This window comes from Terrabacter sp. NPDC080008, assembly GCF_040702505.1.
Classification (GTDB): Bacteria; Actinomycetota; Actinomycetes; order Actinomycetales; family Dermatophilaceae; genus Terrabacter.
Genome location: NZ_JBFBLC010000002.1, coordinates 881,755 through 894,461, shown reverse-complemented (window position 1 = coordinate 894,461; position 12,707 = coordinate 881,755). Strand labels below are relative to the sequence as shown.

At 71.3% G+C, this 12,707-nt stretch carries 8 protein-coding genes; 4 read left to right on the top strand and 4 right to left on the bottom strand.

The window, feature by feature from the left end; translation table 11 throughout:
• Positions 1-197: 197 nt before the first annotated feature.
• A complete protein-coding gene (locus AB0316_RS10145) occupies positions 198-1,343 on the bottom strand; it encodes an acyltransferase (protein WP_366272759.1) in 1,146 nt (381 codons plus the stop codon).
• 149 nt (positions 1,344-1,492) lie between these two features.
• Here AB0316_RS10145 and aspS point away from each other — a divergent pair, with 149 nt between their 5' ends.
• Both aspS and AB0316_RS10135 read left to right on the top strand, forming a co-directional pair.
• On the top strand, positions 1,493-3,322 hold the full coding sequence (gene aspS / locus AB0316_RS10140) for an aspartate--tRNA ligase (protein WP_366272757.1): 1,830 nt from the start codon (positions 1,493-1,495) through the stop codon (positions 3,320-3,322).
• A gap of 137 nt (positions 3,323-3,459) precedes the next feature.
• The gene (locus AB0316_RS10135; protein WP_366272755.1) at positions 3,460-5,196 is read left to right on the top strand and encodes a peptide-N4-asparagine amidase; all 1,737 of its coding nucleotides are present in this window, start codon (positions 3,460-3,462) and stop codon (positions 5,194-5,196) included.
• A gap of 72 nt (positions 5,197-5,268) precedes the next feature.
• Here the strand turns inward: AB0316_RS10135 and AB0316_RS10130 are convergent, their stop codons facing one another.
• From AB0316_RS10130 to AB0316_RS10120, 3 genes are all read right to left on the bottom strand, one after another.
• On the bottom strand, positions 5,269-6,888 hold the full coding sequence (locus AB0316_RS10130; RefSeq protein WP_366272753.1) for an APC family permease: 1,620 nt from the start codon (positions 6,886-6,888) through the stop codon (positions 5,269-5,271).
• Positions 6,889-7,025: 137 nt separating this feature from the next.
• A complete protein-coding gene (locus tag AB0316_RS10125; protein ID WP_366272751.1) occupies positions 7,026-7,802 on the bottom strand; it encodes a GNAT family N-acetyltransferase in 777 nt (258 codons plus the stop codon).
• Positions 7,799-9,994, bottom strand: a complete 2,196-nt coding sequence (locus AB0316_RS10120) for an MMPL family transporter (RefSeq protein ID WP_366272749.1) — start codon at positions 9,992-9,994, stop codon at positions 7,799-7,801. Before AB0316_RS10120 ends, AB0316_RS10125 begins: the two co-directional genes overlap by 4 nt.
• A gap of 20 nt (positions 9,995-10,014) precedes the next feature.
• Here AB0316_RS10120 and AB0316_RS10115 point away from each other — a divergent pair, with 20 nt between their 5' ends.
• Both AB0316_RS10115 and AB0316_RS10110 read left to right on the top strand, forming a co-directional pair.
• Positions 10,015-11,415, top strand: a complete 1,401-nt coding sequence (locus AB0316_RS10115; RefSeq protein WP_366272853.1) for a replication-associated recombination protein A — start codon at positions 10,015-10,017, stop codon at positions 11,413-11,415.
• Positions 11,416-11,661: 246 nt separating this feature from the next.
• Positions 11,662-12,693, top strand: a complete 1,032-nt coding sequence (locus AB0316_RS10110) for an ABC transporter permease (RefSeq protein ID WP_366272747.1) — start codon at positions 11,662-11,664, stop codon at positions 12,691-12,693.
• Positions 12,694-12,707: the final 14 nt, after the last annotated feature.

The following is a 12,707-nucleotide window of genomic DNA, read 5'->3' as shown; positions in this document are numbered from 1 at the left end:
CCGGAGTCGGGAATTCTCGACGAGGAGGGGGGTCTTGCCGCAAGACCCCGGGTGCGTTATACGTTGAAAGTGGAGGGCGATGCCCTGCTTCTCCATGCCCTCCTTCTCCAGGCGCTCGGCCATGAGGGGCGGCAGCGCGTCGACGCCGAGCGGCGGCGTCGTCTCGCCCCGGCTGCGTCACTGACCCGCTACTCGACTCACTGACGCAGCGACGGACCGGTGCTCGGCACGGCCGCACCGTCGGCCGGCCGGGACGGCTGGGAGTCCGCACGGGTGTCCGCACTGGTCTCCGCACGGGTGTCCGCAAAGGCCTGCTGGCGGCGCGAGGGCTGGTCCAGCCGGAGGCGGCCGCGCAGTCGTCCGACCGGTCGCTCGACGAGCACCCACGACAACCACGACACGAGCACGGCGACGGCGACCAGGGCCAGGTTGCGGGGCGTCGAGTGGCCCCCGAGCAGGGAGCTGTTGATCAGCGCCTGGTGCCACAGGTAGAGCGCGTAGCTGATCGTCCCGAAGAAGACCATGACCCTGGAACCGACGACGCGCGAGTGACCCGACACGGCGGCATACACCAGCCACACCCCGACCAGCGCGTAGACGGCCCCGAGCCCCCGGAAGAGCGGGTGGTCGACCTCCAGCGCGCGGCCGGGGAAGGCGGAGACGGCCACCATGACGAGGAACGGCACGAGCGGGCTCGCGGCCGGCAGCTCCCACCCGCGGCTGCGCACCCCCGCCAGGGCGAAGGCCAGCGACACCCCGAGCAGGAGGGCGAACGCGTTCGTCTCCGTCGAGATGTCGAGCCGGACCGCCGAACCCTGCGTCCACACCGAGTAGACGGTGGCGACCGCTGCCAGCGCCAGCACGACCGAGAGGGCGTGGCGGCGCAGCCACGTCATGAGGACGAGAAAGACGGCCGGCCACACGACGTAGAACTGCTCCTCGACCGAGAGCGACCACAGGTGGTTGAGCAGGCCGAGGTCGGTGCCGGCGATGCGCACCCAGTTGCCGACGTAGAACAACGATGCGAGGGCCGCCGTCGGGTAGTCGGCGAGGCGGCTGTCGCCCGTGGCCCACAGCAGCACCGGGACGAACGCAAGCAGCAGCACGAGCGCGGGGAGCAGGCGCAGCGCACGGCGGCCCCAGAAGCGCCAGAGGCTGATCGAGCCCCAGCGGTCCCACTCGCGGACCAGCAGGCTCGTGATGAGGTAGCCCGAGAGCACGAAGAAGAGCGTCACCCCGGACAGGCCGCCCCAGCGCACCGGCAGCCCCGCGTGTCCGGCCACGACGAGGAGGACCGCGAGTCCTCGGACGCCGTCGAGGTCACGGTTGCGGGAGTGCTGCACGGCGAAGAGCCTAGGCGCAGGCGGTCTAGGATTGGTCCTCGGTGCCCGCGGCCGTCCCGCCGCCGGGCGCCCGGCTCGGCCCTCGCGGCCCGATGGACGGCCACCCGTGCCGTCCGTGCCACCCGCCCCACCTCCCGGAAGGACCCTCCGTGCTCCGCACTCACGAGGCCGGCACTCTCCGTGCCGACCACGCAGGCCAGACCGTCACCCTCACCGGTTGGGTGGCTCGGCGCCGAGACCACGGCGGGGTCGCCTTCCTCGACCTGCGTGACGCCTCGGGCGTGGCCCAGGTCGTCGCGCGTGACGAGGTGCTGGCCGAGGGCGGCGCCCACGACGTGCGCAACGAGTACTGCGTACGGGTGACCGGCGAGGTGCGCGAGCGCCCGGAGGGCAACGCGAACCCCGACCTGCCGACCGGCGAGATCGAGGTCATCGTCGAGCAGCTCGAGGTCCTCAACCCGAGCGCCCCGTTGCCCTTCCAGATCGACGAGCGCGTCACCGTCGGCGAGGAGGCCCGCCTCAAGCACCGCTACCTCGACCTGCGCCGCCCCGGCGCGAGCTCGGCCGGCGCCGCGATCCGCCTGCGCTCCAAGGTCAACGCCGCGGCCCGCGCCGTCCTCGGTGAGCGCGACTTCGTCGAGATCGAGACCCCCACGCTCACCCGCTCCACGCCCGAGGGCGCCCGCGACTTCCTCGTGCCCGCGCGCCTGGCCCCGGGCTCCTGGTACGCCCTGCCGCAGAGCCCGCAGCTGTTCAAGCAGCTGCTCATGGTCGCCGGCATGGAGCGCTACTACCAGATCGCCCGTTGCTACCGAGACGAGGACTTCCGCGCCGACCGCCAGCCGGAGTTCACCCAGCTCGACATCGAGATGAGCTTCGTCGAGCAGGACGACGTCATCGAGCTCGGCGAGGCCATCATCTCGGCCCTGTGGCGCCTGATCGGCGTCGAGCTGCAGGCGCCGTTCCAGCGGATGACGTATGCCGAGGCGATGGCGCGCTACGGCTCCGACAAGCCGGACCTGCGCTTCGGCAACGAGCTCGTCGAGTGCACCGACTACTTCAAGGACACGACCTTCCGCGTCTTCCAGTCCGAGTACGTCGGGGCGGTCGTCATGCCCGGCGGCGCGAGCCAGCCCCGCAAGCAGCTCGACGCGTGGCAGGAGTGGGCCAAGCAGCGCGGAGCCCGCGGCCTCGCGTACGTCCTCGTCCAGGAGGACGGCCAGCTCGGCGGCCCGGTCGCCAAGAACCTCACCGACGCGGAGCGTGACGGCCTCGCCGCGCACGTCGGCGCGCAGCCCGGTGACTGCATCTTCTTCGCCGCCGGCACGGCCAAGGCCTCGCGGGCGCTCCTCGGTGCGGCCCGCCTCGAGATCGGCCGCCGCTGCGGGCTCATCGACGAGGACGCGTGGAGCTTCCTCTGGGTCGTCGACGCACCTCTCTTCGAGCCGGCGGCCGACGCGGTCGCCTCCGGTGACGTCGCCGTCGGGGCCGGTGCGTGGACGGCCGTGCACCACGCCTTCACGTCGCCGAAGCCGGAGTTCCTCGACACCTTCGACACCGACCCCGGGTCGGCGCTCGCCTACGCGTACGACATCGTCTGCAACGGCAACGAGATCGGCGGCGGCTCCATCCGTATCCACCAGCGCGACGTCCAGGAGCGCGTCTTCACGGTGATGGGCCTGTCCGAGGAGGACGCGCAGGAGAAGTTCGGCTTCCTGCTCGAGGCCTTCGCCTACGGCGCCCCGCCGCACGGCGGCATCGCCTTCGGCTGGGACCGCATCGTCTCCCTGCTGGCGCACACCGACTCGATCCGCGACGTCATCGCCTTCCCCAAGTCCGGTGGCGGCTACGACCCGCTGACCGCGGCGCCGGCCCCGATCACCCCCGAGCAGCGCAAGGAGGCCGGGGTCGACGCCAAGCCGGCCGCCTCGGCGCCCGCACCCCAGGGCGCCCCGGAGGTCAGCCCCGTCCGGAGCTGAGCTCCCGCAGACCCATGGAGGGCTGTCGTCACCTCGGTGGCGGCAGCCCTCCACGCGTATGCCGGTGGCTGCCGTATGCCGTCAGCGGGAGTGTGCTTTGCCCTGCCTTGACCTACCGGGTCCTAGCGTCGGATGCCATGCGCACACCTGCCCTGCGCCCCGTCAGCGCCGCGCTCCTCGGCGCGGCCCTGGCCCTGACGGGCGCCACCGCTGCCTCGGCCCTTCCCCACGCGACCTCGGCCGGGGCAAGCTCCACCACAGTCGCCTCCACCTCCCCAGCCGCGTCCACCGTGGCCGGCCCGCCGGCGGAGTTCGGCACCGGCTGGGACGACCCCCGCACCCCGGAGCCGCCCGTCACCGTTCCGAGTACGCGCCACTGCACGGTCCGGATCGTCGACGACTCCTTCGCCGACTTCGACGTGCACCGGAGCTCCTTCACGCCGCCGCCTGCGTGCGCGGGCCGGTGGTCGAAGGTCGTCATGCGTCTCACCGGCTCCGTCGCCGGGCGGCAGTACGACCGGCTCGGCTACCTGGACGTGGGAGGGGTGCGCATGCTGACGCTGTCCACTCCCGAGCCCAGCGTCGAGGGCATCCACTGGAACGTGCAGAAGGACGTCACCGACCTCGCGGCGCTGCTTCGCGACCCGCAGCAGGTGCAGATGTCCATCGGCAACGTCGTCAACGACACCTACACCGGCGTCATCCACGTGACGGTCGACCTCGACTTCTACACGACGGGCCACGGCGCCCCTGCCGCCGCGACCTCGGACCAGGTGCTGCCGCTCGCCGGTGCCGCCCGGGACGGCAGCGACCTCGTCGGCTCGCTGAGCGTGCCGCGCAACTCGACGCGGCTGCTCGCCGACGTCTTCGCCACCGGCTCGGGCGGCGGCTGCGAGGAGTTCTGGGACACCAGTGCACCCGCCTCCACCGGCTACTCCTGCGAGGACGGGCTGCCCTACCGCGAGGTGGACGTGCGTATCGACGGGCAGCTGGCCGGCGTCGCAGCGCCCTACCCGGTCATCTACACCGGCGGCTGGAGCAACCCGTTCCTCTGGTACACGATCCCCTCGCCCAAGGCGTTCGACATCCCGCCGCTCGGCTACGACCTGACACCGTTTCTCGGGCGGCTCGACGACGGGCGTCCCCACGAGGTGCGCCTCTCGGTGGTGGGGCTGCCTGCCGGACAGGGTGGTTGGACGCTGTCGCCCCGCTTCCGGGTGTGGCGTGACGCGGGCCGGAGCGTGGTGACCGGCACGACCGGCGCTCCGTCGGGTGGTGAGCCCGTGGTGAGCAGCAGGGTGTCCGGCACCGGCGACCACGCCGGCCGGGTCGACCTCGACGCCACCCGCCGCTTCCGCGTCACCGGCACCCTCCTCACCTCGCGCGGCCCGGTCACGACCACGGTGACGCGCGAGCTCGCGAACACCTCACGGCACACGTGGACGGACGACGAGGCCGACGACCGGCTCACGGCCTCCTGGACCGACACCCAGTCGGTCGCCACGTCCCACGGCCGCGGCACCCCGACCGTCGAGCGCACCGAGCACCGCTGGGGCAAGGACGGGCTGCTCGGGTTCCACCCGAAGCCGGGCACCGAGGGCGCGTACGACGTCACCGGTGACATCGCCATCGACTGGCGTCAGGACACCTCCGTGACGCGCGGTGGGGCACGGATCTCCAGCCGCTCGGAGAGCTCCTCCTACGACGGGCGCGCGAGCTGGGTCTACGGCGTGCCCCGCGACGAGCGCCATGCGACCGCCGACACGAGTGCCCGAGCGACGGTGACCGAGACGCAGCTCGGTCGCACGACCACCACCTACGACCACCGCCTGCGGTCGGTCAACGGGGTGTTCGTGCTCGACGCGGTCAGCTGAGCCCGGGGGCGAGGACGTGGAGGGTTGCTGCTGTTCTGGCGCGGCGACCCTCCACGGGTCTTTCGCGGGGAATCACTCCACCTCGTGGCGTTGCGCCCCCGTCGGCTCGAGTCGGTCGGCGAGGTGGCTCTCGAGTCGTCGGTGCGGACGCGCGACGACGAAGTAGATCGCGCCGACGACGAGAATGATGAGGACGACGACGAGGGTGATCCAGTCGAGGTTGAACAACGCCCCGCGAGGACTGGTCAGACCGGTCGGGGCCACGATGTTGACCAGCATGAGCGCGAGGTAGGCGGCTGCGACGACGCTGACCGGCCACGCCCACCGCCCGAGCCGGAAGGCGCCCTCCGGTACCCAGCCCCGGGCTCGGGCGACCATCGAGCCGATCACCGTGAGGAGGAAGGACAGGTAGATGCCCGAGACCCCGAACGACACCAGGGCCGTCAGCGCGTTGATGCCGGCCGGGAAGGTGAACCACAGGATCTGCAGGTCCTTCGACGGGTTGACGTTGACGAGCAGGGCGAAGAGCACCGGCACGACGGCGCCGACGAGCAGGGCGTTGGTGGGGGTGTGGAACCGGGTCGAGATCCGGCTGACCCACCTGCTGGCCGGCACCGCGCCGTCACGGGCGTACGAGTAGGCCAGCCGGGCGCCGGCGCCCTGCACTGCTGTGCCGCAGGAGAAGAACGCGAGGATGACGAGCACCAGGAAGACGTCCTGGAGCCACTGCGGCAGCTCCGCCAGGATCGCCGGCACACCGCCGGTGAACGAGGTGGCGTTCGCGTAGCCCTTGGCGTCGGAGGGGGTCGCCAGGATGAGGCCGGCGACGAGGACGAACGAGGCGATGCCACCGTAGACGAGGGCGGACCGCATCGCCCGCGGGACCTGACGACTGGCGTTCACCGTCTCCTCGGCGACGTCCCCGGCCGCCTCGAAGCCGTAGAAGATGTAGACGTGGGCGAGCACCGCCACGAGGGCAGCACCGGTCCACCAGTTGCCACCGAAGTCGACCTGGAGGCTGTTGGTCGAAGCGGTCTCGGCGCCGTTGGTGGAGAAGAGGAAACCGAAACCGTGGTGGAAACCCGCGATGCCCAGTGCGATCGCGACACCGAACGTACCGACGGTCTCGACGTAGACGCCCAGCCGTGCGATCCGGCCGAGCACCTTTGCGCCGACGGCGTTGAGGACGGTCTGCAGCAGGATCAGCAGCACGGTCACCAGCAGGATGACCGAGTGGCTCGCCGGGTCGATCGTGGTCCCGAAGAGCTGGTTCAGTAGGTCGGCGACGTAGGGCACGACACCGGTGTCGACGCTGGCGACGGTGACGAGCAGGGCGATGCCGTAGATCCACCCGACCCACCAGCCGTAGCCCGCACCGACGGAGTACTTGCCGTACTGGTACAGGGCCCCGGCGAGCGGGTAGTGGCTGCCGAGCTCGCCGAAGACCAGGGCCACGAGCAGCATCCCGGCTACCACGACGGGCATCAGCCAGAGGTAGCGCGGTCCGCCGGCCCCCACCCCGAGGACGAAGAGCGAGTAGACCCCGACCATCGGCGACAGGTACGAGAAGGCCACGCTGAAGTTGTCGAACAGCGAGAGCACTCGGGACAGCTCCTGGCGGTAGCCCAGGTCGGCGAGGCGGTCGCGGTCGGACGACGCCGACGGTGCTGGGGACTGAGCTGTGCCGGCCATCGGCTTCCTCCTCGGGCGGGTCCACGCTGTGACAACAGCATCCACCTCAGCTCCTGCCCGAGCTGCCGATTTCGCCGACGAGGTGTCGCGGCGGCCGAGGCCCCGCAGGGGCTCCTCGGCTCCGGGTCCGGTCCAGCTCAGTGCCGGAGGACGACGGGACGGCTCGACCAGGCACAGACCCGGTCGTAGCCCAGGGACAGGTAGAGGCCCCGCGCCACGTCGTTGTGCGAGTACATCCCCAACGTGCACACGCCGGCCTCGGCCACGGCCCGCCGCGTCACCGCACCGACGATGGTGCGGCCGAGGCCTCGGCCGCGCAGCCTCGTGTCGACGGCCACCGACGAGAGGTGCGGCGCACCTGCGCGGGTGGTGCCCCACGCGGCCACAGCAGCCAGGGACCCGTCGGGATCCTCGACGGCGAACCATCGTTCACCCTGCCCCGGTTCGGTGTCGGCCGTGGGGGAGTGGGCGTGCAGGAAGGATCGCACCTCTGCGGCGCGCGCGACGTCGTCGAGATGAACCACCCGCTCGTACGACGGGTGCTCGTCCGGCGCCGTCGTGGTGTGGAACCACTCCCAGTCGCCGCCGTCGAGCACGCGGTAGCGCTCGCGCAGCGCCGGCTCGAGGTGCTGCGGGACGCTCACGGACAGGGCCCGCCGCTGCGGTGCGACCGTGGCGACGATCTCGGGCAGGTGCTCGATCAGCTGGGTCACCCCGGCGTCGTCGCCTAGCACGTTGACCGTGTGACGCACCGACTTGCGCGTGCGCTGGAACGCCACGGCGCCGGCAGCCCGCCACCACGTCTGCGCAAGGTCGTCGGTCACCTCCCACCGGATGAAGGGGTGGGCACCGCTGACGCGCAGCAGCTCAGCCAGACCCTGACCCGTGACGACGCGGCTCCTGGCCGCGCTCACTCCGTGATCCCGAAGCGGTCGTGCAGGCGGCGCAGCGGCGCCGGCGCCCACCAGTTCCACCGCCCGAGCAGGGTCATGGTGGCGGGCACGAGCAGCATCCGCACGAGGGTCGCGTCGATGACGACGGCGGCCACGAGGGCCAGGCCCATCTGCTTGATGATGAGGATGTCGCCGGCGACGAAGCCGGCGAAGACGATGACGATGAGCAGGGCCGCCGAGGTGATGATCCGCCCCGTCCGCTGCAGGCCCAGGGAGACGGCGCGATCGTTCTCGACGCCTTGCCGGTGGAACTCGACGATCCGCGACAGCAGGAACACCTCGTAGTCCATCGACAGGCCGAAGCCGAAGGCCAGCACGAGGAACGGGACCATCGACTCCACGGCCCCCACCGACGAGAAGTTGAGCAGCCCCTCGAGGTGGGGATCCTGGAAGATCCACACGACGACGCCGAGCGCCGCTCCCAGGGAGATGACGTTGAGCAGCAGCGCCTTGACCGGCATGACGACCGACCCGGTCATGAGGAAGAGCAGCACGAACGTGCCGAGCACGACGAGGCCCACGGCATACGGCGCCCGTGCCGCCATGGAGTCGAGGAAGTCGATCTGGCCCGCAGCCTGGCCGGTGGTCAGCGTCTGGAAGGGGGCGGTGGTGCCGCGGACGCGCGACACGAGGTCCTGGGCGTCGTTGGAGGTCGGCCGGCCCGCGACCCGGAGGTCGACCCGCTGGTGCGTCGCGCCGAGCGGCTGCACCGCGACGCTCTCCACTCCCGGGCTGGTCTTGAACTGCTGGGCCCAGGCGGTCACGGCAGCGGTGTCGGCAGACGCGGCCACGACGGTCACCTCGGGTGACGATAGCGCCGGGTAGTCCCGGTTCAGCTGGTCGAAGAAGACCCGCTGCTGCGCGTCCTTCGGCAGCAGCTCCGTACCGGAGGAGGTGAGCCGCATCGACAGGGTCGGCAGGGCGAGGAAGACGAGCACCACGACGATCCCGACGATGACGACGACCGGTCTGCCCTGCACGCCGTCGGCCAGTCGCGAGAAGAACCCGACGTCGGACGTGCGCTCGACCGCTTTGCGTGCCAGTCGTCTTGCTCCCAGGACGCAGAGGGCGGGCACGAGCGTGATGGCGACGACCATCGCCACGAGGACGACGCTGACGCCGGCGACGCCGATCGCGCGCATGATCGAGGCCTCGAAGATCAGCAGGCCGGCGAGGGCGATCGCGACAGTGAGCCCGGAGAAGAGCACCGTGCGGCCGGAGGTGGCGACGGTGCGCTCGGCGGCCAGGGCCACCTCCTCGCGCGTGGGCACCTCGTGCGCCCGGTGCGCGAGCTCCTCACGGAACCGGCTCACCGTGAGCAGGCCGTAGTCGATCGAGAGGCCCAGGCCGAGCAGCGTCACGATGTTGACGACCGTCGCGTCGAGGTCGACGACGTGCGAGAAGACGAAGAGCGACAGCAGGGCTCCGCCGATCGAGACCAGGGCGCCGACGACCGGCATGCCTGCGGCTATGAACCCGGCGAAGACGAAGAACATGACGAGGAAGGTGAGCGGCAGGGCGATCCCCTCGCCGCGCAGCAGGTCGCGCTCGACGGTGCTGGTGATCGCCTTGATGACCTTGTTGGTGCTGCCGACCGATCCCTGGGCGCCCATGGCCGCGGGCACGGCGAGCAGCTTCTGCTCCGCCTTCGCCTCGGCGGCGTCCTGCGCGGCCTTGTCCTGGCCCGGCTCGAAGTCGACGACGGTGACGAACCCACCGGCGGCCGGCGAGCCGCCCTCCAGCAGGAACGCCGTCCGGGGGTCGTCGACGCCCTTGGGGGACAGCAGGGGAGACCGCACGCTCTTGACGCCGGGCACGCCGGCGATCTCCTTGGTGGCCGCAGCGCCCCTGGCGACGGTCGCGGGGTCATCGAGCCTCGCCCCGGTCACCTGCAGGGTCAGCGTCTCGAGGGCCGGCTGGCTCTGCGCGATGACGTCCTGCGCCCGCGAGGACTCGGACGCCACCGTGGGGGCACCCGAGTGGAGGCGCTCGAAGAGGGACTCACCCGTCACCCCGCCGACGGCGATCGCGAAGCAGGCTGCCGCGACGACGGCCCAGACGGCCACCCAGCTGCGCGGGTGCCGGGCGATCACTCCTCCGAGCCGGGCGAGGCGGGTGCGCGGCGTCGGACCGGCCGGTGGGTGGTTCTGCACACGGATAGCCTTCCACAGTGATGTCGAACAGCCCGGGAGACCTCTTCGGAGCGGCCTCTGCGCTCGAGCGCGGCGAGCAGCCCGCGTCGGCCGGGGTCGCGCCGCTCGCAGTCCGGATGCGTCCGCGCTCGCTCGACGAGGTCCGTGGCCAGGCCAAGGTGCTCCGGCCCGGCAGCCCGCTGCGGCGGCTCATCGAGGGTTCCGGAGGTGCGGCCGGACCGCTGTCGGCGATCCTGTGGGGTCCGCCCGGCACGGGCAAGACGACCCTGGCGCACCTGGTCGCCACCGCTGCGGACCGCCGGTTCGTCGAGCTGTCCGCCGTGACGGCCGGGGTCAAGGACGTCCGCTCCGTGATGGACGCCGCCGTGCGGGAGCGCGACCTCTACAGCCGTCAGACGGTGCTCTTCCTCGACGAGATCCACCGCTTCACCAAGGCGCAGCAGGACGCGCTGTTGCCGGGCGTCGAGAACCGCACGGTCATCCTCGTCGCCGCGACCACCGAGAACCCGTCCTTCAGCATCATCTCCCCGTTGCTCTCGCGCTCGGTCCTGGTGACGCTCGAGTCCCTCTCCGACGAGGAGATCGCGGACCTGCTCCTCGCGGCGCTCGGCGACGAACGTGGGTTCGCCGGCGAGCACACGCTCGCCCCCGACGCCGTCGAGCACCTCGTGCGGATCGCCGGCGGCGACGCCCGGCGGGCCCTGACCTCGCTGGAGGCCGCGGCAGGCGTCGCGCTCGACGCGCAGCCGCCCGGACGCCTGTCCGACGACCCGGTCGAGATCACCCTCGCCCACGTCGAGCAGGCGGTCGCGCAGGCCGCCGTGCGCTATGACCGGGCGGGGGACCAGCACTACGACGTCGCGAGCGCACTCATCAAGTCGATGCGGGGCAGCGACGTGGACGCGGCCCTGCACTACCTCGCCCGCATGCTCGAGGCGGGGGAGGACCCCCGGTTCATCGCCCGTCGCATCGTCATCTCGGCGAGCGAGGACGTCGGCATGGGGGACCCGACGGCGCTGCAGACGGCGGTCGCGGCGATGCACGCCGTCGCCCAGATCGGGATGCCGGAGGCGCGGATCATCCTGGCGCAGGCCGTCGTTCACAACGCGCTCGCGCCCAAGTCCAATGCGGCCTACCTCGGGATCAACGAGGCGATCGCCGACGTACGCGCGGGGCGGGGTGGCGTCGTGCCCGCGCACCTGCGCGGCAGCGGCTACGCGGGCGCGGAGCGCCTCGGCAGCGGCAAGGGGTACGTCTATGCGCACGACGAGCCGGACGGCGTCGCCGCGCAGCAGTACCTCCCGGACGACCTGGACGGCGAGGTGAGCTACTACCGGCCCACCGACCGCGGCTTCGAGGAGCGCCTGCGCACCCGCTGGGAGTGGCTCTCGGGACGCCTGGGACGCACGCGCCGCCAGTGAATGTTTCGACCCCGATCGGTGCCGACGGACGTTGTGCGGCACAACGTGGTGCTCGGTAACGATTTGTCATCCATGACCATCTCGGTGCTTGGACGTCGGGATTCTGTGTGGCAGGCTCACGTCGTCCCGGCGGGGGTGGAGTCGGATGGTCGGCGCGCCCCGAACGGGCGCCCCGGGAGGCAGGTTCCCTGGCCGGACCCGGGTCGGATGTGATCCCACAAGGATGGAGACAACGCGTTGAACGCAATGCCGGAGCCCTCAGCAGGAACGCTGACCGAGGTGCCCGAGGAGGAGGCTTCGACGCCGGTCCGTGAACACCAGGAGGTGCGCACCGGACGCTCTCCCGGCCAGGTCGCCTGGGCCCGGCTGAAGAAGGACAAGGTCGCGATCGTCTGCTTCGCCATCATCGTCTTCTTCATCCTCGTCGCGATCTTCGCGCCGCTGCTCTACTCCCTCGAGTCCACCGACCCGATGACCGGCGCGGCAGCCGACCCCTACGCGGTGCACACCAAGCTCATCGACTTCAACGGCCTTCCCGAGGTCGGCACCAGCTCGGCCCACTGGCTGGGCGTCGAGCCCCGCCTCGGTCGTGACCTCTTCGCCCGCTGGGCCGTGGGCGCGCGGCCCTCGCTCATCATCGGCTTCGTCGCAGCAGCGGCCTCGACGATCATCGGCGTCACCCTCGGGCTCATCGCCGGCTACCTCGGCGGCGTCGCCGACAAGATCATCTCGTGGGTCATCGACTTCTTCCTGTCGCTGCCGATCCTGCTGCTCGTGCTCGCGATCGTGCCGATCATGGAGAAGGGCTTCGCGGCCAAGGGCGACCTCACAGCCGACGAGACCTCCCGGATCCGCTTCTTCATCCTCATCGTCATCCTCTTCGTCTTCGGCTGGATGGGACTGGCGCGCCTGGTCCGAGGTGAGGTCAAGAGCCTGCGAGAGCGGGAGTTCGTGCAGGCGGCGCGCGCCATCGGCGTGCCGACCCGTCAGATCCTCTTCAAGGAGATCCTGCCCAACCTCGTCGGGCCGATCATCGTCTCCGCCTCGATCGCGGTCCCGGCCTACATCACCTACGAGGCCACCCTGAGCTACCTCGGCGCCGGTCTCGTCGAGCCGACGGCCTCCTGGGGCCGCACCATCGCCGATGCGCAGAACCTCTTCGCCACCTACCCGCTGTGGTTGTGGCCCTCCGTCATCGGTCTGTCGCTGCTCGTGCTGGCCCTCAGCCTGCTCGGCGACTCGATCCGCGACGCGTTCGACCCGACCAGCCGCCGCTGACCCCACCGGGTCTC

Excerpts from the sequence above, each read along its gene's own strand:
- AB0316_RS10110 (WP_366272747.1), top strand. The coding sequence starts at position 11,662 with ATGCCGGAGCCCTCAGCAGGAACGCTGACCGAGGTGCCCGAGGAGGAG.
- AB0316_RS10115 (WP_366272853.1), top strand. The coding sequence starts at position 10,015 with ATGTCGAACAGCCCGGGAGACCTCTTCGGAGCGGCCTCTGCGCTCGAG.
- AB0316_RS10135 (WP_366272755.1), top strand. The coding sequence starts at position 3,460 with ATGCGCACACCTGCCCTGCGCCCCGTCAGCGCCGCGCTCCTCGGCGCG.
- AB0316_RS10130 (WP_366272753.1), bottom strand. The coding sequence starts at position 6,888 with ATGGCCGGCACAGCTCAGTCCCCAGCACCGTCGGCGTCGTCCGACCGC.